Below are 24,874 nucleotides of genomic sequence, written 5' to 3'. Positions count from 1 at the left end.
TTATAGGTTCTTTTTTTCTTTTCTTTTTTTCCAGAAGTACTCACCAATGAAAAAGGCAGCTAGGGCAAATAAGAAATATTTAAAGTAAGATTGTGGTTGACCATCACCATTTACAGTGGTGAAAACTCTATCCCAGCGAACTTTATTTATTCCCTTACCATTAGTGTCCCAACTCATCCAAATGAATACTGGTTTTCCAACAATATGATTTTCTGGAACATAACCCCAATAACGGCTATCTTCTGAGTTATGACGGTTGTCTCCCATCATCCAGTAATAATCTTGTTTGAAAGTATATGTTGTTGCAACTTTACCATTAATAAGTATTTGAGAACCGTTTACTTCTAAATCGTTTCCTTCGTACTCTTTTATAATCGCTTTGTAAAATGGTAAAGATTTAGTTGTTAGAGCAACTGTTTTTCCTTTTTGTGGGATGTATATCGGACCAAAATTGTCTGCATTCCAATTATCTAATTGTGGAAAAATACCTGGATCTACACCTTTTGAAATTTCTCTTTTTACATCAGTAATTCCAGGAACATTTCTTAATCTTGCTGCACTAGCTTCTGTTAATGCTCTGAAATAAAGAGTGTCTTTTTTTACATCATCTTTGAAACCAGCACCATCTGTAATGTCTAATTCTCTTAATAAAGATTCAAAATCGATAGGAGTTTTTCCGTCTAAAGCTACTGCATATGAGTATTGTGGTTTTGCTCTTTCTGGTAAAACCAATACTTTTCCGTTGATGTAAACGATTCCGTCTTTTATAGCTAAGCTATCTCCAGGAATACCAACACATCTTTTTACGTAATTTGATTTTTTGTCAATCGGTTTGTCTGCTCTTCTTCCTGAAGTATCAAAAAACCTGTAAACGGTGTCCATTGGCCAGTTGAAAACAACAATGTCTGTTCGTTTTATTTGTTCAAAAGCAGGAAGTCTAAAATAAGGCAATTGTGGCCATTTTAGATATGATTTTTGTTTAGTCATTGGTATAGAGTCATGAACCATTGGCAAAGCAACAGTAGTCATTGGAACTCTAGGACCATAGTTTAGCTTACTTACAAACAAGAAGTCACCAATAAGTAATGATTTCTCTAATGATGAAGTTGGAATTGTGTAAGGCTGTACGATATAGGTGTGAACTAAAGTAGCTACAATTATAGCAAAAAGTAAAGAGCTAACGGTATCAGCAGTTTTAGTTTCTGGAACTAAGCTTCTGTTTGAATTATAAACTAATTTTTGAGTATAATTTACATAATAGATGTAAAAACCGAAAGTTACAAGACCTAGGATTGTATCTAAAGTTGATTTTTTTCCAAATGTTCTTAAGGTTTCAATCCATATTACAGGAAACATAATCAGGTTAATGATCGGGATAAAAAGCAATATTGTCCACCAAGTAGGTCGACCAATAATTTTCATTAGTACGATAGCATTATATACAGGAATTGCTGCTTCCCAACTTTTTCTACCTGCAGCTTGATATAATTTCCAAGTTCCTATAAAGTGAATAACTTGCACTGCTAAGAAGAATACAAACCATAAATATAGTGTCATACTAATTTGTTTTAAAGTTTAAAATATAAATTTTCGACTGATGAATTTTATATTTTTAATATTGTTTTATTTAAAATTCCAAAACATCTTTCATCGTAAAGATACCTTGTTTTCCAGCCAACCATTCTGCTGCCATTACTGCTCCAAGAGCAAAACCTTCGCGATTGTGTGCTGTATGTTTTATTTCTATACTGTCTATTCCTGAGTTGTAAGTTACAGTATGTGTACCAGGTACAGTACCGATTCTTTTAGCTTCGATATGAATCTCCGTAGGTTTAGCTTCGTCTAGAGTCCAATTAGTATAAGTGCTGTTTTCGATTACCCCTTTGGCTAATGAGATAGCTGTTCCGCTTGGAGCATCTAGTTTTTGTGTATGATGGATTTCTTCCATGTCTACTTTGTAACTATCGAATTTAGCCATAATCCTAGCTAAGTGCTCGTTTAGTTCAAAGAAGATGTTTACTCCTAAGCTAAAATTTGAACTAGAGATAAAACCTCCCTTTTTTTCATGGCAAAGAGCAACCATTTCGTCATAATGTTCTAGCCAGCCTGTTGTTCCTGAAACTACAGGAACATTGTTGTTAAAACAATTTGAGATGTTTGCAACTGCAGCAGATGGAACGCTAAAATCGATAGCTACGTTGGCGGTTTCAAGTCCATCATAAGTATTAAATTCATCTTTTTTCAAGACAATTTGATGACCTCTTTCTAAAGCAATTCTTTCGATTACTTGCCCCATTTTTCCGTATCCTAAAAGCGCAATTTTCATTTGTGTATGTGTTATGTTTTAAAAAAATGCAGTGTATGCTATGTTTTTAAAAGTGGTAATTAAAAGTTAGTCCAACGTTTGGTCTTAATGTTACATCGTCGGGGTAAATTTCTGGACGTAACGATAGTCTTTCGTTAACATTAAATTGAATTAATGCTGCGTCGACATTTGCATCTATTATATTTAAAACATAAAAGCCCAAGGTTACTAGGGCAGATAAATCTCGATTACGTTGATAGAATTTTTGACCTGCAATAAGTCTGCTATCATCTAGATATTGAAAGTCGTCATCATTGTAGCCTTCCAATCTTCGTTTGTAAGCATCTCTATATTGATGGTATTTTTTATTGTTATCAATATAGAAATATAAACTTGTTCCGATGGCTCCATAAACAAGGGGGATTTTCCAATATTTTTTATTGTATGCTTGTCCTAAACCTGGTAAAATAGCTGAATAAAAAGCTGCTTTTGCAGGAGTAAGTGGGTCTATATCATTTGATTTTAGGGTATCTTTAGCTACCAAGGCAGCATCTTCTTTTTTTGACTGAGCAAAAATAGTTGTATTTCCTATTAGAAAAAATAATAGACCTATGGGAACTATTTTATTCACTGCTGTTTATTAATTTAATGATTCTGGCAAAGTCTTCTTCTGAGTGGAACGGAATTGTAATTTTTCCCTTTCCATTTCCAGCTACCTTTATATCAACTTTTGCGCCAAAATAATTTGTAAATGTACTTTTTTGCTCTTCTTCAATATCAAATGAAGAAGTATTTGGTTTTCCAGCAGGTTTTGGTTTTAAGCTCTCATGGTAATTTTTTACCAAAGCTTCTGTTTCACGTACAGACAAATTACGACTAACGATCTTTTGATAAATGTCGGTTTGAACATCTAAATCTTCGATGTTTATAATTGCACGTCCATGTCCCATACTAATAAAACCATCACGAATACCAGTTTGAATAATCGGGTCTAGTTTTAAAAGGCGTAAGTAGTTTGCAATTGTAGAACGTTTTTTACCAACACGGTCACTCATTTGTTCTTGAGTTAACTGAATCTCATCGATTAAACGTTGGTAAGAAAGTGCAATCTCTATCGGATCTAAGTCATGACGTTGAATGTTTTCAACCAATGCCATTACTAATGATTCGTTGTCATTTGCAATTCGAATGTATGCAGGTACAGTATTTAAGCCAACTAATGTTGAAGCACGTAAACGACGCTCTCCAGAAATTAGTTGATATTTATTAAAGTCTAATTTTCGAACAGTTATAGGTTGAATCACACCAAGTTCTTTGATAGAAGTGGCTAACTCGCGTAACGATTCTTCATTAAAATTGCTTCGGGGTTGAAACGGATTTATTTCGATAGCACTGATTTCAAGCTCTATGATATTTCCTACAACCTTATCAGCATTTTTATCATCTACGGATTTTATATCGTTTTCCGGGTCTTTTAATAATGCAGACAATCCTCTTCCTAAGGCTTGTTTTTTAATCGCTTTTGTCATAAAAACTATTTACTGTTTTTCTTTATAATTTCTTGAGCCAAGTTGATGTAATTAACAGCTCCTTTACTCGTAGCGTCGTAGTTTATAATGCTTTCACCAAAACTAGGCGCTTCACTTAATTTTACATTTCGTTGAATAACGGTGTCAAAAACCATATCGTTAAAGTGTTTTTGAACCTCTTCAACTACTTGATTTGATAAACGTAATCTTGAATCATACATGGTTAGTAATAATCCTTCAATATCTAAATCTGGGTTGTGAATCTTTTGGATGCTTTTAATCGTGTTTAGTAATTTTCCTAAACCTTCAAGTGCAAAATATTCGCATTGAATTGGAATAACTACTGAGTCAGCCGCAGTTAAAGCATTTAATGTTAAAAGCCCTAATGAAGGTGCACAATCAATAATAATATAATCGTACTCATCTTTAACACTTTCTAATGCTTTTTTTAGCATGTATTCTCTGTTTTCCTTATCGACCAATTCGATTTCGATAGCAACAAGGTCAATGTGAGCCGGAATCACATCAACGTTTGGAGCTGTACATTGAATAATAGCTTCTTTTGGCGTATGACTGTGTTCCAGTATTTGATAGGTTCCAATCTCAACAACTTCTACGTCAATACCAAGTCCTGATGTAGCATTTGCTTGAGGGTCAGCATCAATTAGTAATACTTTTTTTTCTAAAACACCTAATGAGGCTGCAAGATTTACAGATGTTGTAGTCTTTCCAACGCCTCCTTTTTGATTAGCAATCGCAATGATTTTGCCCATTTATTTTCTGAATTTTGAACCGTAAAAATACGATTATTTATGGTTTTTGAAAATCTATTTTGTTAACATTTGTTAAACCTTGATTAATCGTCGTTTGACAGCGTACTATTTTTAAAATAGACATTATTCTTAAAAGACGATTTCAATTTATTTCTTTAAGATTTCCTTTTTTCTATTTGTACTTTGTTTGAAATAATAACTTTTTAGAGGGAGTTGAATATCAATTGATTGTTGTCTAATTATTTGGGAATTAGTCTTTATGATACAAACTTTGTATTACGATTTAAACAAAGATTGTGGTTGGTTAGTTGTTCTTTTTCATGTCTTTTACCAAACTTGTAGTAAAATATAAAATAGCAATTCCGCCAATAATAATGCACATCCACATAAACCAAGATTGTTGCCAGAGTGATTTACTTTGAATTGTTGCATTGGTTGCTGCTGTATGAGTTATTTCAGAAACTGAAGTTTCAGGCAAATTGGTTGAAATGTTGTTTTGAAAATTGGAAAGATCATATTGTGGTTCGCTCAATTTTGCATTTCCAGTTTTGATGGTGTATGCTTCATTTGCATTTAAGCTTGTAATAATAGAAACAGGTATTTGATAGAATCTTATTTCTGCAATTTTCAATGATGGGTTGTCCTGATTGTCGATAGAGATATACAATTCCTTCTCGAATATTTGTGGAACACTAAAGATGTTGTTTGTGTCTGAATTTAATTCAAAATAAGTAATGTTATCGTTGTAAGTTTCTGTTTTACGTTTGTTTTTTCGAGTTGCAATTTTATAAATCGTTGCTTCTCGTTTGTAAAACGTAGGCTTTGAAATGTCAAAAGCAATTTGGTTTATTATTTGCGGTGCATCAAAAACAACGTGAATTCTTGTTTTCTTTTCAGAAGCAAGTTGAGTTATTGAACTACTTTGTGGAATGATCTCCTGTAGAGAATTGCTTTTAATTTGTTGACTGAAATTCCCAACTTTCAGAATGTTTATTGGCAATGTTTTTTTATCATCAAAATCTATTTTTAAAAAACGATAGGCTGAAAGCGGAAATGATATGGTTTTGATTACAGATGTCTTATCTGTACTATTTAAATCATATAGTTTTTGAGAACTGGTTAATCCGAACCATTCTTTTTGGTTATCACTTCCTGAAACGCTGTATGTTTTTGTCACATCAGAGTTGGTAATAAATAATGAAATCTGATTGATGCTTTCTGTTGAAGGGTTGGCAATGACAATAGAAGTGTTTTTATTTGGGACAACAGTTTTAGATACAAGTTCATATTCTTCAAATGAATTAGAAAGCGTTTCTTTTTTATTTTGAACAATGAAATAAGGAACTTCTATTCCTTTAGAATCAAATATTCTGAAATCGCTTAAATCTTCTTTGGATGCTGAACGTATAGCGGAAGGCAAAACGATTTTGGTTAAGCCAGTTGTTGTTACTGCTTTTACTTTTGCAGTAGTATTGTACTGTGCAAACGAAAAGTTTACTAAGAATAATAGAAATAAAAATTTAGTTGGTTTCATCAGTTTCATTGGGTTTGTTTTCATCTATAACAAGCACTTTTATCTTTTGATAAACAAAAGAAATAACCAGAATCAATATACCTAATAATATAAACGATATGATTTTTCCAGTTTCAGAAATGTTGCTAATGTCGTATACAAACAGTTTTACAATTGTTAGTCCAAGCAGTGTCAAAGCGATTATTCGAATTGTCTTGGCTTGTTTTTTTATTCCTACAATAAGAAAAACAAACGCTAGAATTCCCCAAAGAATTGGAAAGCCAGTTTTAATTATTTTAGTTCTACTTAAATCTATTGTGTCTTCGGCAAGAGTTTGTCTAATATATCCTAGATCTGTTTTGTATGTCGCATACAAATTACTTGCCTGAATTTGATTTGTTGTTATTGGTGCGTCCATGAATAACAATCCATGAAGCATTAGTTCAGTACTTGCAATATAAATTAAAATAAAGGCAGCTACCCAAGTGTATATTTTATTGCTGAATAATTTTGAAGTGTGTTTTGCAGTGTTTATTTGGTACAAAAGATATCCAAAATAAATAATTAATAGCAAAGAAACATAATGCAGGTAAAAAGCAAAAGGGGTCCCAGTTCCAGTACTTATGATTTCTTCATGTTCGTTAAAGGCATAGTTAGAGAACCAAAATGTAAATAGAATAATATTGATAACAGCAATTAATGTTGCACCTTGATAGTTAGAATAAGTTTTCTTTTTTGCTAAATAACCAGCTACTATTGCAAAGAACAATAGATGATATACTACTGTAAATGTAGCAGCTGTATTTAAACTTTCGAAATTGTAATTAGATTGGTGTATTACTTCAAGCATTCCAACAAAATAGGCAATTACAAGACCTACGCCTAAAGCGAATTTTCTGTATTTTTCTGGATTGAAAACAAAGCTTAGCATCTCAGTGTTTTCAGTTTCTGATTTTAATAAATAGTAGATTGCAAATAAAGATGCCATCGCAAATAACCCTGTGAGAAATATAGGATTGATGATGATATTTAAAGCGATGTTGCTTTCATAATATTTGCCCCAATCCATTACCAAACTTACTACCATTAAAGTGTGAACAATTACAGAGCCAAATCGGTAGCTTATAACTTTTGATTTTTGCGACAGCCATAATAACAAGACAGCTTCGGCAGCCCAAAATAAAGTAATATAGTTTCCTTTAAACTGAATTGGTATTGCTAGTGTTGTAAACGTAAGGGTTAGACCAATTAGTAGGTAAACTGCTTTTTTGTCTAAGCCAAATTTTTTGTATAAAAGCCAAGCATAGATCAAGTTTAGCAATGCAATTGTGGTTGTAAATAAACCTTTTAATTCAGGGTGGAAATCATTCAAAATTGCCATTCCTGCTGCATAGAATAAGAATGTATTACTCGCTAAAATGGTTAGTTGAGCTGGAGAGAATTCGCCTTTTGTTCTTATGTTATTGATAATATTCATTAAAATAAAAATGAAATAGAAAGCAAAGCCAAATAAAAATGCTCCTAAGTAATGGGGATTCTCACTGGTTAAGTCCTTAACAAGCCAGCCTGCATAGAGTATCACAGTAAATACATAAGCAAGTATGTTTACTAGATTCCATTTTTTATGATAAGCTAAAGCAAGAATTCCAATATTTAAGATAATAATATAAGTAAACAAGACAATATAATTTCCTTCTCCAGTGCTAACCATAAATGGTACAGCAAATCCACCTATTAAAGAAAGAACTGCGAGTTCAATTCGGTTATAAGATAATGATATAAGAGCACTAAAGGCTGTAATTGCTACCATTATACTAAATGCTACGCTTTGGCTGAATAAATGGTAACTATGAAAAGCAATGCCAATTGTAAAATAGAATATAGCAATTGCACCAGCTACAATAACGGAGCTAAAAGCAGCATAGTTCTTGCGTAATTTATGAGCAACTCCCATTACCAATACACCACATAAAACGCCTATTCCTACTCGTGCAGGTTCGTTTATCCAATCTTTGTCAATGGCATATTTAACAAAATAACTAATTCCTAGAACAAGAATTAGGATTCCAATTTTGTTGATTAAGTTTTCACCAATAAATTTTTCTAAATCAGGATTTTGTTCTTTAAATTTCTCCCAGAAAGATTTTCTTGGAGGAAGCGGAACGTAAGGTTTAGGTTCTATTTTAGGTTCAGCTGGTTTAGGTGAATCTTCGGCAGGATGAGAGAGAGTGATATCGGCCAGTTGTTTTTCAAGAACTGGTTCTTCAATAATTTCTTCTTTTATGGTTTCAAGAGAAGGAGGTTTTATCTCCTCAGCAATTATAGTAGGTTTCTCTTCTTCCTTTATAATAGGAATAGGAGCAACAGGGATTGTTTCTGTTTGTTTATCTATCGTTTTTAGAAGGTCTAGTTTTTTACTAAGAGACGAAATATTATCTTCGATTTGATTAAATCTTTTAGTGAGATCTTTGTGTGTGTAGGCTAAGTAGCCTAATATTAGTATTAAGTGAAAATATTCCATAAACAAATAAATAAAATGTTGTGCGCGGTAAATATAATAACATTTTGATAGTGTTAAAGTGTTTTGGTAGTTTTTATCTGTATAAAAGAGAATGCTGGAACATAAAAAAAGTCTTTTCATGAATTTGAAAAGACTTTTGTCGATATGATGGGGTTAATCGCTATTTAGGCTTTAAAAGCAAAAGCAGACAAGTTTTTTATAATCTATTTGACCCTTTGATTGTTACGGAGCAATTTTTGTAAAATCTTGACAAGGGTAATATATTTTGTGAATTATAACTAATACTATGTTATTTGTTATAATTGATTTTGATAACTTATTTTATTAGAATCTGTTTTAGTTTCTTCTTTAAGATATGTAATGAAAGCTAGGGGTGACAAACCTGTAATTTTTTTGAAAGTAATGGTAAAACGGCTATGAGATGAAAAACCACATTTTTCACCTAGGTAGCTGATTTTGTATTTAAGAAAATTAGGATCAGCTTGTAGGCGGTCTACAATATAATTAATCCTTAGTTCATTGATATAACCAGCAAAATCTTTTTCTTTGTGTTTGTTGATTACATAGGATAAATAGCGGTGATTGATACCTAGTTCAGCTGCCATTACATTCAATGAGGTCTCTTTTCCTAAATAATATTCTTGCTGTTCTAATTCTTGTATCTTTTTTAAAATACTTTCTTCCGTTTCTTGAGACATGTATTCTTTGGCTGTATCTTTTTTAGGTTCACAGTCAATTTGAGTGACTACTGATGTGGTCTGGAGTGGTATATCTTTCTTTGTGATATAATCCTTGAATTTTCTATAGTCCTGTTTTCTTTTATAAGAATAAATTCCTAATGTAACTAGAATTGCTAAAATGCAAATAGTAAGAATAATGAAATTGATTTTTTGATGTTTTGAGACGTTGGTCTTTTCTTTGGCGTGTAGTGTAGAAATTAGATTATCTGCAATGAGCTTGCGGTTGCCTTCTTCATTATCCTTTAATTCATTGTACTTTTCACTGTAAAAGACATATTTTTGGTTGTTTTTTGTTTGTTTATAGTATTCTAAAAGAGAATTGTAGACCTCATGTCGTAAAGTGTAAAACTTAGAGGTTTCTGCTATTTCCTCAGCTTTGATATAGTTTTCCTTAGCCTTTGGGTATTCTTTATATGCAGTATAAACATTTCCCAAGCCATTATAGATGAATCCTTTTAAAGGGCTCTCTGGCGATTGAGATTCACTAAGTAGTTTTTGAGCTTTTTCATAGATAATTAGTGCTGAATCTATTTGATGCATTGCAAGATAGTTTTTGGCTATGACTTCGTTGTTTACAGCCAAATGAAAAGGTTTATCTATGTTGAGACTTATTTTTTCAAATAGTTTGTTTCCCTTTTTAAGATATGTATTGGCTTTGTTATAATTATGATCATCTATTTCATAATAGGATAGTTCTTGATATAGGTTTCCCTGAAACCGATACATTTCATCCTTGTCTTTTATTTTTTTACTTGAATTAAGTGCTTTTTCTAAAAATGTTTTGCCCAAACTTGGAACACCAATCTCGCGATGGAGTGTAGATAAGAATCCATTGATACGTGATAACATTGCATAATTTTTGTCAATTGTTGCTAAGCTATCAGCTTTCATTAGTGAGCGTATGGCTTCATTGTTAATGTCATATTGTCGCAGAACCGTAGCTCTGAGCATGCAGGCATTGATGCGTTGGGAATTATTTTTGGAAATTCTGTATAATAAATTCGTGTTGGTGAGTGCTTTTTTGGGATTTGTACTCACTAATACTTGGGCAGTTTCTGAATAAATTTTATCGTATTCGGAGTCCAGTGCGTAGCATTGAAAATGTAATAAATTAACAATTATACAGTAGAATAGTAATTTTAGGCGCATACGGGGGAGGGATAGATTAAACGAGTTTTAGATATTATATATGTGTCAAATGGTGGGGTGTTTTGTGAATGTTGTTTTTATTTAAGAAAGGGACAATTTAATGATTCTTTTAAGTTGATACAAATAGACGTTATGAATATTTTCATCTTAGAAGTTTGATTTTTGAATGCTTTCTTTCAGCGTATTTTGTGGAAGAAAAGTTTAATAAATAGGGGCGTTATTTTACTTAGCTCTTTTACGGAAAATACTTCACAAAGCTACCTAATGAAAACGTTTAAAATGCTTTATTTTTTTACGTATTGCGCAAAACAAACAATATTAAGGTGAAATTTTAAGAAAATTTTACTTTTTAATGTAAAATTCGTGTTAAAACAAAAGGTGGTTAGTGCGGTTTGATGTTTATGGGAATATATTTTTATAAAATTTCTTTGTTTTCTAGGACAAAACAGCATTTTACATGATGTAAATTAACTATTAAGAGTTTGCTTTTTTTCAAATTACGCAATAAAAAAACAGTAAGTTTTGTAAAATGGAATGCGATTTATTTTCTTCGTTAAAATAGAATTCTAAAAATTGTAAAGCTCAAAATGGAGTGGTAATGAAAAGTAGAAATAGTCTAATGGGGAGTGATTCTAGATCATCAAAAGAAATTACTCAACTAATAGAAAGTTGTAATGAAGTTTAATAAAAAACTTTTCATATGAAAGGAATAACAGTAGCTCAAAAAGTAAAATTGTTTTGTGATCAAGATGATTTAGGGGAACAAGAAATTTTTATTAGTGTAGACGACCATTGTGGAATTTGGATGAACATTTGTCATAATGGATGTGAGATCTCTCTTAGTTTAGCCAATTGGGAAAAATTAATAGCATTATCTAAAATTGCCAAATCTAAAATTATTGGGTCTAAAATTTCTAATACTCGATAACCTTCAAAAAAGATTTTTTCTATAAAAGTTTCAATTCAATAGAAGAAGAGAATGGTTTAATGATGTAGATAGTTGGGAATTACTATTGTGTCAAAGAATATTTAAAACGGAAATACCAGCCTTAGGGTACCGAAATGTAGTTTTGTTGGTCTTTCAAGCAGCGTATTATTTGTAATGTCATTAGAAGATCTTTTTATTGCTATTTTCTTTGAGATAGAAATACTAAAATTATGTCTTAAGAAGAATTGAAATTTTTTTGAAGTGAAAGTATCTGGTTCATTTAATGCAGCCAGATTTTTTTTGAATTAATGATTGTAACAGTACTAAGCTTCTGATAATTCTTTTAGCTTGAATTCGTATCAATTTTCTCTAACTCTCTTTTAAATTTTAAGCATTGATAGTTTAAAATTAAAGTTTCCATCCTAAGCATATAACAAGGAATTACAAATTTCTATTAATGATGATTTTTGAAATCCCATCGCCATTTTTCAATAAATCCATGTGCTAACTATAGCAAAAAAAGCCCTTTTATTGTCTTAAAAGTGGTCTAAAGCCTTAATATGTTGGGAAAAAAAATCTTAGTAAATTTTGTTAAAACACTGGTTGTTAGTTGTTTGAATTTTGCTCATTGGAGTAAATAATTTCTTTTTTACGTAATTGATAAAGAGTTCCAATGTTTTCTTGTTCTACAAATCATAAGCTTTGTACGCATATTACGAACAACTATAATGTTGAATAAAAATGCAGTAAAATGATAAAAATTATTAATTCAAAATGTAAAGTTTAAACTATGCAAACTATGATGAAGTATTTTTTGTTTTTCAACTTTCTTATAATAAGTTTTCAGGTTGGAGCACAAAATGAGAGGAGTAATGATAATTATTTTAATGGGGGAGCGAATAGGCAATTCTATAAGATAATTTCATTTGGAGAGAAGATCGATTTTGGAAATCTCGATTCTTCGGTTAGATGGACAATCATAAATTCGAAAGAGAGAATTGCTGTGACTTTAACGGGAAGTCAGATTAATGATTATGTATTTCAAGAGCCTGGTGAATATGAAATAAAATTCATTGAAATCAAAAACAATAATGAAGAATGCAACCATCCTCTGTTTAAGGATAAAATGATTGTAAAGGTGAGCCCTGTGAAATTATCATTCGATTTTTCGAAAATAAAATTTGCAGAAAAGCTAGAAAGAGGACGGAATTATGAAGATTTTATAATCAGTATCCCAGTAAAAATTTCAACAAAAGATAATTCGATTGCAAATTTAACAGCACCAGCTTTATCAATAACAGGAATAGGGACTTCGCTAACAGCCAAAGCACTAAATGAAACAATTGAGATTAAAAATGGAGTCCAATTGTTCAAGTACAAAGTATCGGGAGGTATATCTAAGGAAACATACCTAATGTTCGATTTCTATGACTTCAATAGTCAGGTTCAAACCTATAATCTTCGTCAATTAATAAATTAATTAATAGTGTTAGTTATGATAAAAGACTACTCAGCAACTAAACCAATGCGGAATTTCAAATATTTAATATGTTTATTTTTCATGTTGTTCCTGTTTATCCATACGGCAAATTCACAGTGTTCTTCACCGCCAGTAGGATGTCCAAATACAGATTTGTCAAACTTCGGAGTTGATTCGGATAATAATGCAACGACAATAGAATATGATAATTTTATCTCTTCTTTTCATACCACGATTGTAAGAACTTCAGATGGGTCTTTACAGACTTGGGGTGAGAATGTAGCAAATGATGGAGTTGCTAATGTATTGGCACCATTGACAATTAACGTTACAAATTTTCCTGCATTGGGAACAGCGATTCCTCTAAAGGCAGGTTTGGGAAGTAATTCTGCAAATAATGTTCAGGGAATTATTTTGGCAACCGATGGATTATATGCATGGTCCAAAGAAGGAATTGTTTTGGATGCATCTATTACTTCGAGTACAACATTTCAGAAAATAGCAATTCAAGGAAATGCAAACGGATTGCCGACAGGAGTGAATCCAGGTGATGTTAAAATGATATTCGCTACTTATCAAACACTTGCTATTACAACTTGTAGTGGGGATGTTTGGGTGATTTCTCAAAATGCTAATACAAGAGGTAATGGAGGTGTCGGGGATGCCTTAACTTGGTATAAAGTCACTACTGCTACAGCGGGAAATCCATTTTTAGATAATGTGGTTGCCTGTAGAGGAAACGTTAATGGCTTAATGGCATTAAAATCTGATGGTACAGTATATGTTTGGGGGGAAAATGTATTGTTAGGAAATAATTCAGCAATCATTCCAATTCAAAACAGAGCAACCCAAATGACTTTGCCTTCAGGAGTAATACCAAAAATGATTGGATCTACTGGAAGTGTTACTAGTAGATCATACTATATTTTGTCAACTGATGAAAATTTATATGCATTAGGAAAGAATTCATCAAGACAATTAGGAGATTGGACAACAACTGACAGATTAAGCTGGGTACAACCACGTTATACGTCGGCTGCAGGTCCAGTTATGAATAATGTCAAATGGTTTAGTTCACAAGAACATGATAGACAATATGCTAGTGTAAATATTATCAATAGTGCGAAAAATCTTTATGCTTTTGGTGATAATAATAATTCTTTATTAGGGACAGTAGCAGATCCTGCTAATCCTGTTATGCCTAATGGAATTTCTATTACGGACAATATTTTAGCTGTTGAAACCGGTGGACATACCTCTATGATTGTGAGAAAATGTGATCTTAAGTTTGGTTATGCAGGACACAGAATTAGAGGAAGTATGGGAGATGGTACTAATGCTAGTACTACAGAAGCTAGTTATAATTTTGCTACAGCTGCCGTGCAAATTTGTGGAGTAGAATCTTTACCAGTTATACAACCCGTCACAACAGGAGGGGGACCTAATTCTAATTATTGTACTGGATCTTCAGTACTATTGGAACCATCTCCGGCTGGAGGTACATTGACAGTTTTAAGTGGACCAGGTAATTTGGTGGCAAATACTTTAAATTTTACAGGAGTAGGTGTCGTTAAAGTTCAGTATTCGGTAGCTACAGATTGTGGTGGTACATCAGTTACCACTAAAGATTTTCAAACAGAAAGTTGTAACGCTGATTTAAAAATCATAAAAGTGTCAAGCAATGCTACTCCAAATGTGGGTAGTAATGTAACTTTTACCATCACTGCATCAAACGCAGGACCAAGTGATGCAACAGGAGTATCAGTTAGTGATGTACTTCCAGCAGGGTATACCTTTGTTAGTGCAACACCATCAACAGGAACTTGGTCAGCACCAAATTGGACAATAGGCAACCTAGCCAATGGAGGAAGTGCTACTTTAGCGATAGTTGCTACCGTAAATGCAACAGGTTCGTATTCCAATACAGCAACGATAACAGGAACCGAACCAGATCCAACACCAGGAGACAATACATCGACAACCGTTCCTACGCCAAAACCACAAAGCAATCTTGCCGTGGTGAAAACTGTAAACAACGCGACTCCAAATGTGGGTAGTAATGTAACTTTTACCATCACTGCATCAAACGCAGGACCAAGTGATGCAACAGGAGTATCCGTTAGTGATGTACTTCCAGCAGGGTATACCTTTGTTAGTGCAACACCATCAACAGGAACTTGGTCAGCACCAAATTGGACAATAGGCAATCTAGCCAATGGAGGAAGTGCTACTTTAGCGATAGTTGCTACCGTAAATGCAACAGGTTCGTATTCCAATACAGCAACGATAACAGGAACCGAACCAGATCCAACACCAGGAGACAATACATCGACAACCGTTCCTACGCCAAAACCACAAAGCAATCTTGCCGTGGTGAAAACTGTAAACAACGCGACTCCAAATGTGGGTAGTAATGTAACTTTTACCATCACTGCATCAAACGCAGGACCAAGTGATGCAACAGGAGTATCCGTTAGTGATGTACTTCCAGCAGGGTATACCTTTGTTAGTGCTACACCATCAACAGGAACTTGGTCAGCACCAAATTGGACAATAGGCAACCTAGCCAATGGAGGAAGTGCTACTTTAGCTATTGTAGCTACAGTAAACGCAACAGGTTCGTATTCCAATACGGCAACCATAACAGGTACCGAACCAGATCCAACACCAGGAGACAATACATCGACAACCGTTCCTACACCAAAACCACAAAGCAATCTTGCTGTGGTAAAAACTGTAAATAACGCGACTCCAAATGTGGGTAGTAATGTAACTTTTACCATCACTGCATCAAACGCAGGACCAAGTGATGCAACAGGAGTATCCGTTAGTGATGTACTTCCAGCAGGGTATACCTTTGTTAGTGCTACACCATCAACAGGAACTTGGTCAGCACCAAACTGGACAATAGGCAATCTAGCCAATGGAGGAAGTGCTACTTTAGCTATTGTAGCTACAGTAAACGCAACAGGTTCGTATTCCAATACAGCAACAATAACTGGTACCGAACCAGATCCAACGCCAGGAGACAATACATCGACAACCGTTCCTACGCCAAAACCACAGAGCAATCTTGCCGTGGTGAAAACTGTAAACAACGCTACTCCAAACGTAGGTAGTAATGTAACTTTTACTATTACGGCATCAAATGCAGGACCAAGTGATGCAACAGGAGTGTCAGTTAGTGATGTACTTCCAGCAGGGTATACCTTTGTTAGTGCAACACCATCAACAGGAACTTGGTCGGCACCAAATTGGACAATAGGCAATCTAACCAATGGAGGAAGTGTGACTTTAGCTATTGTAGCTACAGTAAACGCAACAGGTTCGTATTCCAATACGGCAACGATAACAGGAACAGAACCAGATCCAACACCAGGAGATAATACATCAACAACCGTTCCTACGCCAAAACCACAAAGCAATCTTGCCGTGGTGAAAACTGTAAACAACGCTACTCCAAACGTGGGTAGTAATGTAACTTTTACCATCACTGCATCAAACGCAGGACCAAGTGATGCAACAGGAGTATCAGTTAGTGATGTACTTCCAGCAGGGTATACCTTTGTTAGTGCAACACCATCAACAGGAACTTGGTCAGCACCAAACTGGACAATAGGCAATCTAGCCAATGGAGGAAGTGCTACTTTAGCTATTGTAGCTACAGTAAACGCAACAGGTTCGTATTCCAATACGGCAACCATAACAGGTACCGAACCAGATCCAACACCAGGAGACAATACATCGACAACCGTTCCTACACCAAAACCACAAAGCAATCTTGCTGTGGTGAAAACCGTAAATAATGCTACTCCAAATGTGGGTAGTAATGTAACTTTCACTATTACTGCCTCAAACGCAGGACCAAGTGATGCAACAGGAGTGTCAGTTAGTGATGTACTTCCAGCAGGGTATACCTTTGTTAGTGCTACACCATCAACAGGAACTTGGTCAGCACCAAACTGGACAATAGGCAATCTAGCCAATGGAGGAAGTGTGACTTTAGCTATAGTTGCTACCGTAAACGCAACAGGTTCGTATTCCAATACGGCAACGATAACAGGAACAGAACCAGATCCAACACCAGGAGACAATACATCGACAACCGTTCCTACACCAAAACCACAAAGCAATCTTGCTGTGGTAAAAACTGTAAATAACGCGACTCCAAATGTGGGTAGTAATGTAACTTTTACCATCACTGCATCAAACGCAGGACCAAGTGATGCAACAGGAGTATCCGTTAGTGATGTACTTCCAGCAGGGTATACCTTTGTTAGTGCTACACCATCAACAGGAACTTGGTCAGCACCAAATTGGACAATAGGCAACCTAGCCAATGGAGGAAGTGCTACTTTAGCGATAGTTGCTACCGTAAATGCAACAGGTTCGTATTCCAATACAGCAACGATAACAGGAACCGAACCAGATCCAACACCAGGAGACAATACATCGACAACCGTTCCTACGCCAAAACCACAAAGCAATCTTGCCGTGGTGAAAACTGTAAACAACGCGACTCCAAATGTGGGTAGTAATGTAACTTTTACCATCACTGCATCAAACGCAGGACCAAGTGATGCAACAGGAGTATCCGTTAGTGATGTACTTCCAGCAGGGTATACCTTTGTTAGTGCAACACCATCAACAGGAACTTGGTCAGCACCAAATTGGACAATAGGCAACCTAGCCAATGGAGGAAGTGCTACTTTAGCGATAGTTGCTACCGTAAATGCAACAGGTTCGTATTCCAATACAGCAACGATAACAGGAACCGAACCAGATCCAACACCAGGAGACAATACATCGACAACCGTTCCTACGCCAAAACCACAAAGCAATCTTGCCGTGGTGAAAACTGTAAACAACGCGACTCCAAATGTGGGTAGTAATGTAACTTTTACCATCACTGCATCAAACGCAGGACCAAGTGATGCAACAGGAGTATCCGTTAGTGATGTACTTCCAGCAGGGTATACCTTTGTTAGTGCTACACCATCAACAGGAACTTGGTCAGCACCAAATTGGACAATAGGCAACCTAGCCAATGGAGGAAGTGCTACTTTAGCTATTGTAGCTACAGTAAACGCAACAGGTTCGTATTCCAATACGGCAACCATAACAGGTACCGAACCAGATCCAACACCAGGAGACAATACATCGACAACCGTTCCTACACCAAAACCACAAAGCAATCTTGCTGTGGTAAAAACTGTAAATAACGCGACTCCAAATGTGGGTAGTAATGTAACTTTTACCATCACTGCATCAAACGCAGGACCAAGTGATGCAACAGGAGTATCCGTTAGTGATGTACTTCCAGCAGGGTATACCTTTGTTAGTGCTACACCATCAACAGGAACTTGGTCAGCACCAAATTGGACAATAGGCAATCTAGCCAATGGAGGAAGTGCTACTTTAGCTATTGTAGCTACAGTAAACGCAACAGGTTCGTATTCCAATACGGCAACCATAACAGGTACCGAACCAGATCCAACACCAGGAGACAATACATCGACAACCGTTCCTACACCAAAACCACAAAGCAATCTTGCTGTGGTGAAAACCGTAAATAATGCTACTCCAAATGTGGGTAGTAATGTAACTTTCACTATTACTGCCTCAAACGCAGGACCAAGTGATGCAACAGGAGTGTCAGTTAGTGATGTACTTCCAGCAGGGTATACCTTTGTTAGTGCTACACCATCAACAGGAACTTGGTCAGCACCAAACTGGACAATAGGCAATCTAGCCAATGGAGGAAGTGTGACTTTAGCTATAGTTGCTACCGTAAACGCAACAGGTTCGTATTCCAATACGGCAACGATAACAGGAACAGAACCAGATCCAACACCAGGAGACAATACATCGACAACCGTTCCTACACCAAAACCACAAAGCAATCTTGCTGTGGTAAAAACTGTAAATAACGCGACTCCAAATGTGGGTAGTAATGTAACTTTTACCATCACTGCATCAAACGCAGGACCAAGTGATGCAACAGGAGTATCCGTTAGTGATGTACTTCCAGCAGGGTATACCTTTGTTAGTGCTACACCATCAACAGGAACTTGGTCAGCACCAAATTGGACAATAGGCAATCTAGCCAATGGAGGAAGTGCTACTTTAGCTATTGTAGCTACAGTAAACGCAACAGGTTCGTATTCCAATACGGCAACCATAACAGGTACCGAACCAGATCCAACACCAGGAGACAATACATCGACAACCGTTCCTACACCAAAACCACAAAGCAATCTTGCTGTGGTGAAAACCGTAAATAATGCTACTCCAAATGTGGGTAGTAATGTAACTTTCACTATTACTGCCTCAAACGCAGGACCAAGTGATGCAACAGGAGTATCAGTTAGTGATGTACTTCCAGCGGGGTATACCTTTGTTAGTGCAACACCATCAACAGGAACTTGGTCAGCACCAAACTGGACAATAGGCAACTTAGCCAATGGAGGAAGTGCGACTTTAGTCATAGTTGCTACCGTAAACGCAACAGGTTCGTATTCCAATACGGCAATTATAACAGGTACCGAAGCAGATCCAATATTAGGTGATAATATATCTACAATAGTTCCTAAACCCATAAGTATTATTAATGCGGTAACAGAAACAGAGGGGCCTATCAATGGTAGTGCAGGTGGAACAACTCGATCATTAATAGATAATGATACTTTAGATGGTAGAACGGTAGTAATTGGAGTTAATTCAGGTCATGTAGTACTTACTCTAGTAAGTATTCCTGCAGGATTAACACTAAATCCTGACGGTACAGTAACTGTAGGATTGAATACACCAGCAGGTTTTTATGATGTTCAATATACAATTTGTGAAGTAAGTAATCCAGGAAATTGTGCTACGATAACAAGTGTTGTTCATGTTGTGGGAGCACATGTAGATGCAAACGATGATTCAGCTACTATAATATCAGGATCTACTGGGACAACTGGAATCATCAACATCTTTGAAAATGATACATTAAATGGAAGTCCAACAGGATTAAGTGAAGTTACACTTACAGTTGATACTCCAGACGCAACAGGACATATTGTATTAAATGCAGATGGCAAAGTTGATTTGGCACCAGGAACACCAGCGGGAACTTATCAGATAACATATACTATTTGTGAGAAATTAAATCCTGTGAATTGTTCAACTGCTGTGGTAACAGTTATTGTTAATACCATTGAAGATATTGATATCTATACTCATGTCACGCCAAACGGTGATGGTGATAATGATGTATTCTATATAGATGGAATAACTAAGTTTCCTAATAATACTGTTGAAATTTATAACAGATGGGGAGTTCTGGTGTATCAGGCCAAAGGATATGACAATGAAACTGTTGCTTTTAATGGAAAATCCAGTGGAAGAACAACAGTAAATGCAAACGATAATCTACCTGAAGGGACTTACTATTATATCGTCAGATATGTGAAAACGGATGGGAATACAAAAGAAAAAGCTGGATACTTATATCTGAACAGATAGATGTTAGGTCTATACAATTTTAAAAAAATGATTATGAAATTAAAATTAATTATATTAGGATTAGTACTCAATGGATTTGTTGTCAACGCCCAACAAGACGCGCAGTACACTCAATATATGTATAATACGGCAAACATTAATCCTGCCTATGCTGGTTCAAGAGGTTGTTTGAGCGCCTTGATAATGCATAGGACACAATGGGTAGGATTAGATGGAGCTCCTGTTACCAATACAGCAGCAATTCATACACCGCTAAGTGCTTCAAAAAAACTAGGCTTAGGAGTGAGTTTTGTCAATGACAGATTGGGACCTTCAGACAATAATATTATCTCACTTGACTTAAGTTACTATGTTCCAACCTCTGAAAGCTTTAAATTGGCTTTCGGGGTTAAGGGAACTGCTGATATGTTTAATGTTGATTTTAACAAGGTAAAATTATTCAACCCTAATGATAATCTCAATCGTAAAGATATTGACAACAGGTTTTCAGGTAATATAGGAGCAGGTGTTTTTTTGTATTCGGATAAAACCTATGTAGGGGTTTCAGTACCGTACTTTTTGGAGAATAACTATTATGATAATGACATTCAATATGTTGCCAGTGAACGCATGCACTACTATGTGATGGCAGGACATGTTTTTGATTTGGGAGGAGATACTAAATTCAAACCGTCTATTTTAAGTAAGGTAGTCAAAGGGGCTCCTCTGCAGGTAGATCTTTCGGCTAATTTTTTATTCTTCGACAAGCTGACCCTTGGTGCAGCATACAGATGGAGCGCTGCTGTTAGTGCAATGGCAGGTTTTCAAATATCTAATTCATTGATGATCGGTTATGCTTATGATAAAGAAACAACGCGTTTAGGGAATTTTAACTCTGGGTCGCATGAAGTTTTCCTTCGTTATGAATTGTTTAAAAAATATGATAAAGTAGTCTCTCCTAGATTCTTCTAAAAATAATCAGTATGAAAAAAATTTATTTGATATGTGCTTTGTCCTTTGGATTGCATATGCAGGCACAAGAAGCAAAAATGGCAAAAGGGGAAACCCAATATAATGATTTAGCCTATGTTGATGCAACTCAAACTTATCTTAAAGTGGCTAATAAAGGATATAAGTCAAAAGAATTATTTCAGAAACTGGGAGATTCGTACTATTTTAATGCCAATTTAAAGGAAGCTAATAAATGGTATACGGAACTATTTAATTTTAATGAACCAGTTGAGAACGAATATTATTATCGTTATTCACAAACATTAAAAGCTATAGAGGATTATAAGAAATCAGATCAGATTTTGGATGCGTTTCATAAACTTTCTGTTAGTGATATTCGTGGGAATTTGTATAATCAGCAGAGAGACTATAAGAAAGTTATAGATGCAAATTCTGGTAGATATCAGATTAAAACAACAGGGATAAACACCTCGCAATCGGATTATGGGACTGCTTTTTTTGGGGACAAAGTAGTGTTTTCTACTTCGCGTGATTCCACTGGGTTTGCAAAGATACAGACCAAATGGACGAATCAATCTTTTACTAATTTTTACATTTCAAACAGAACAGATGATAATGATTTAGCTAATCCGAAACGTTTTTCAAAAGTGATTAATTCAAAATTCCATGAAGATACTCCAGTATTTACTAAAGATTTGAAAACGGTATATTTTACAAGAAATAACTTTACTGATGGGAAAGTTGGAAAGGATGAAAAACAAGTAATTAATCTGAAACTTTATAAGGCAATTTTACAAGATGGAAAATGGGAAGATGTTGTGGAATTACCATTTAATAATGATTCTTATAGTGTTGCCCATCCAGCTTTAAGTCCTGATGAAAAGACTTTATATTTTGCTTCGAACATGCCTGGTACAAAAGGGCAATCGGATATTTTTAGAGTAAGTATCTTAGGAGATAATCAATATAGTGAACCAGAGAATCTTTCAGGGGGTATTAATACAGAAGCTAGAGAAACATTTCCTTTTATTACTAAAGACAACGAATTGTATTTTGCTTCTGATGGACATCAGGGATTAGGAGGGTTAGATGTTTTTGTAACTAAAATTAAACCTGATGGCACGATTGGCAAAATTGTAAATTTAGGAGCACCTCTTAATGGACCGATGGATGACTTTGCTTTTATAATTGATAATGCAACAAGAAAAGGGTATTTCTCTTCTAATAGAACAGGTGGTAAAGGAAGAGATGATATTTATAGTTTCATTGAGGATAAACCTTTGGCTTTGGATTGTACAAGTGAACTTACAGGTATTGTAACTGACAAGGAAACAGGAAATATTTTGCCGGGATCTTTAGTTTCTCTATTTGATGAAAAGTTTAATTTGATTTCTAAAATGACTGCTGATGATAAGGCTGCTTATAAATTTATGGCTAATTGTGGTCAGAAATATTATGTTAGAGCAGAGAAAACGGATTATGATACAAATGAGCAAAGTGTTGTAATTCCTGAATCAGGTGCTAAGAAGGATGTTCCTTTGGCTATCACTAAGAAAATTAAAGAAATTAAGGTCGGAACAGATTTGGCAAAAACACTCAATATTAAGATGATTTATTTTGATCTTGATAAGTTCAATATTCGTAAAGATGCACAGGCTGATTTGGCAAAAATTGTTGAAATCATGAAAGAGTATCCAACGATGAGAGTAGATGTAAGATCACATACAGATAGTCGTCAAACCAATGCATATAATGATAGATTGTCAAATGCAAGAGCAAAATCAACAATTGCTTGGCTTGTCAAAAATGGAATTGCAAAAGAAAGACTTTCAGGAAAAGGATATGGTGAAACACAATTGGTAAATGGTTGTGCAGATGGAGTGGATTGTTCAGAAGAAGAGCATCAGTTAAACAGACGCAGTGAGTTTATTATTTTGAATATGTAAGCTCAGTTTATTTTAGAATAAGTTCAGAAAGGCATTAACAACTGTTTTTCTGAACTTTTGTTTAATACATTAAAGGATTCTTTTTTTAAAGTAGATGGTGTCCTTAATTTTTATGAAAACAAAATGGGTAGTCGAATGGGTTCCATTTTATTTGTTACAATTTGGGTTAAATAAAAAAATCCCCTTAAATCTTATGATTTAAGGGGATTTGACATTCTGTCTATAAAAAGACTTTTGTCGGGGTGGCAGGATTCGAACCTGCGGCCTCCTGCTCCCAAAGCAGGCGCGATAACCGGGCTACGCTACACCCCGAAAGCGGGTGCAAAGATAGACAAATTATTTCCTTATCCAAGCGTTTTTGTAAAATAAATAAAATTTATTTTGGTATAGTTATTTAGGATTTATTTAAGTCGCTAATTTTTAGAATAAAGTATACATTTGTATTTCAGAAAAAATAAAATTATGTCAGACACAATCGAAAAAATTAAATGCCTAATTATAGGTTCTGGACCTGCAGGTTATACTGCAGCTATATATGCCGCCAGAGCTAATATGAATCCAGTTTTATATCAAGGAATGCAACCTGGAGGACAATTAACAACTACAAACGAAGTTGAAAACTTCCCAGGATACGTTGATGGAGTTACAGGTCCAGAAATGATGATACAATTACAAAAGCAAGCAGAACGTTTTGGAGCTGATATCCGTGATGGATGGGCTACCAAAGTTGATTTTTCTGGAGATATACATAAAGTATGGATTAATGATACTATCGAATTACATTGCGAAACAGTAATTATTTCTACTGGAGCATCTGCTAAATATCTTGGATTGCCTTCAGAGCAACATTATTTAAAAATGGGAGGTGGAGTTTCTGCTTGTGCTGTTTGCGACGGATTCTTTTATAGAAACCAAGAAGTTGTAATCGTTGGAGCAGGGGATTCAGCTTGTGAAGAAGCACATTACTTATCTAAACTTTGTAAAAAAGTAACGATGTTAGTAAGAAGTGAGAAATTTAGAGCTTCAAAAATTATGGAAGATCGTGTTCGTAAAACCGAAAATATCGAGATCTTAATGAACCACGATACTGTAGAAGTAATTGGAGACGAACAAGTAGTTACTGCTGTAAAAGCTAAAAACAAAACTACAGGTGAAATTTTTGATATTCCAGCAACAGGATTCTTCGTTGCAATTGGTCACAAACCAAATACAGATATCTTTAAAGACTATTTAACACTTGATGAAACAGGATATATAATCAATACTCCAGGAACATCAAATACTAATGTAGCTGGTGTTTTTGTAGCAGGAGATGCTGCAGATCATGTATACCGTCAAGCAATTACTGCTGCAGGTACAGGATGTATGGCTGCTTTGGATGCTGAAAGATATTTGGCTTCAAAAGACTAAACATAAAGTTTCAAGTTCTCCTTGTTACTTTTGATATAAATAAAAAGTCCCTTTCGTTTGAAAGGGACTTTTTTGTTTTAAATATTTTTCAGTAAAACCTTTGCGAACCTTGCGGTTAATACC

The 24,874-nt window shown here is 34.9% G+C and carries 14 protein-coding genes and 1 tRNA gene; 6 read left to right on the top strand and 9 right to left on the bottom strand.

Annotated features, from left to right (window positions below; all coding sequences use genetic code 11):
* The 8 genes from lepB to LNQ49_RS08360 all read right to left on the bottom strand — a co-directional run bounded on the left by lepB (position 1) and on the right by LNQ49_RS08360 (position 10,332).
* A complete protein-coding gene (gene lepB, locus LNQ49_RS08395) occupies positions 1–1,557 on the bottom strand; it encodes a signal peptidase I (protein ID WP_229988202.1) in 1,557 nt (518 codons plus the stop codon).
* Between the two features lie 70 nt (positions 1,558–1,627).
* Positions 1,628–2,326: a 4-hydroxy-tetrahydrodipicolinate reductase gene (gene dapB / locus LNQ49_RS08390; protein ID WP_229988201.1), complete on the bottom strand. Its 699-nt coding sequence runs from the start codon at positions 2,324–2,326 to the stop codon at positions 1,628–1,630.
* A gap of 46 nt (positions 2,327–2,372) precedes the next feature.
* A complete protein-coding gene (locus tag LNQ49_RS08385) occupies positions 2,373–2,936 on the bottom strand; it encodes a DUF5683 domain-containing protein (protein ID WP_229988200.1) in 564 nt (187 codons plus the stop codon).
* Complete coding sequence (locus tag LNQ49_RS08380) at positions 2,929–3,834, bottom strand: ParB/RepB/Spo0J family partition protein (protein ID WP_229988199.1); 906 nt, start codon at positions 3,832–3,834, stop codon at positions 2,929–2,931. Before LNQ49_RS08380 ends, LNQ49_RS08385 begins: the two co-directional genes overlap by 8 nt.
* Positions 3,835–3,839: 5 nt before the next feature.
* Positions 3,840–4,607: a ParA family protein gene (locus LNQ49_RS08375; RefSeq protein ID WP_035627818.1), complete on the bottom strand. Its 768-nt coding sequence runs from the start codon at positions 4,605–4,607 to the stop codon at positions 3,840–3,842.
* Between the two features lie 304 nt (positions 4,608–4,911).
* Entirely contained in the window at positions 4,912–6,165 is a 1,254-nt protein-coding gene (locus LNQ49_RS08370) for a DUF3999 family protein (RefSeq protein WP_229988198.1), read from the bottom strand.
* Positions 6,128–8,641 carry a DUF2339 domain-containing protein gene (locus tag LNQ49_RS08365; protein WP_229988197.1) on the bottom strand — a complete coding sequence of 838 codons (2,514 nt, stop codon included), beginning with the start codon at positions 8,639–8,641 and terminating at the stop codon, positions 6,128–6,130. Before LNQ49_RS08365 ends, LNQ49_RS08370 begins: the two co-directional genes overlap by 38 nt.
* 296 nt (positions 8,642–8,937) lie before the next feature.
* Positions 8,938–10,332, bottom strand: a complete 1,395-nt coding sequence (locus LNQ49_RS08360) for a helix-turn-helix domain-containing protein (RefSeq protein WP_229988196.1) — start codon at positions 10,330–10,332, stop codon at positions 8,938–8,940.
* A gap of 898 nt (positions 10,333–11,230) precedes the next feature.
* Between LNQ49_RS08360 and LNQ49_RS08355 the strand changes: the two genes are divergently transcribed.
* The 5 genes from LNQ49_RS08355 to LNQ49_RS08335 all read left to right on the top strand — a co-directional run bounded on the left by LNQ49_RS08355 (position 11,231) and on the right by LNQ49_RS08335 (position 23,341).
* Complete coding sequence (locus LNQ49_RS08355) at positions 11,231–11,458, top strand: hypothetical protein (protein WP_229988195.1); 228 nt, start codon at positions 11,231–11,233, stop codon at positions 11,456–11,458.
* A gap of 799 nt (positions 11,459–12,257) precedes the next feature.
* Entirely contained in the window at positions 12,258–12,938 is a 681-nt protein-coding gene (locus LNQ49_RS08350) for a hypothetical protein (protein WP_229988194.1), read from the top strand.
* 15 nt (positions 12,939–12,953) lie between these two features.
* Positions 12,954–20,444, top strand: coding sequence for a T9SS type B sorting domain-containing protein (locus tag LNQ49_RS08345; protein WP_229988193.1), 7,491 nt, complete (start codon positions 12,954–12,956; stop codon positions 20,442–20,444).
* A 33-nt stretch (positions 20,445–20,477) separates the two neighbouring features.
* Positions 20,478–21,395 (top strand): PorP/SprF family type IX secretion system membrane protein, encoded by a 918-nt coding sequence (locus tag LNQ49_RS08340; RefSeq protein WP_229988192.1) that lies wholly within the window; start codon positions 20,478–20,480, stop codon positions 21,393–21,395.
* Positions 21,396–21,406: 11 nt separating this feature from the next.
* Positions 21,407–23,341: an OmpA family protein gene (locus LNQ49_RS08335; RefSeq protein ID WP_229988191.1), complete on the top strand. Its 1,935-nt coding sequence runs from the start codon at positions 21,407–21,409 to the stop codon at positions 23,339–23,341.
* A 237-nt stretch (positions 23,342–23,578) separates the two neighbouring features.
* On the opposite strand, the gene LNQ49_RS08330 is transcribed toward LNQ49_RS08335, so the two are convergent.
* Positions 23,579–23,653: transfer RNA gene (locus LNQ49_RS08330), tRNA-Pro, on the bottom strand.
* A gap of 150 nt (positions 23,654–23,803) precedes the next feature.
* Here LNQ49_RS08330 and trxB point away from each other — a divergent pair.
* The gene (gene trxB, locus LNQ49_RS08325; protein WP_229988190.1) at positions 23,804–24,751 is read left to right on the top strand and encodes a thioredoxin-disulfide reductase; all 948 of its coding nucleotides are present in this window, start codon (positions 23,804–23,806) and stop codon (positions 24,749–24,751) included.
* Positions 24,752–24,874 lie beyond the last annotated feature (123 nt).

The sequence above is a fragment of the Flavobacterium pisciphilum genome (assembly GCF_020905345.1).
GTDB lineage: Bacteria > Bacteroidota > Bacteroidia > Flavobacteriales > Flavobacteriaceae > Flavobacterium > Flavobacterium pisciphilum.
Note: the sequence above shows the minus strand (reverse complement) of the source record. Positions and strands in the feature narration are given on the sequence as shown.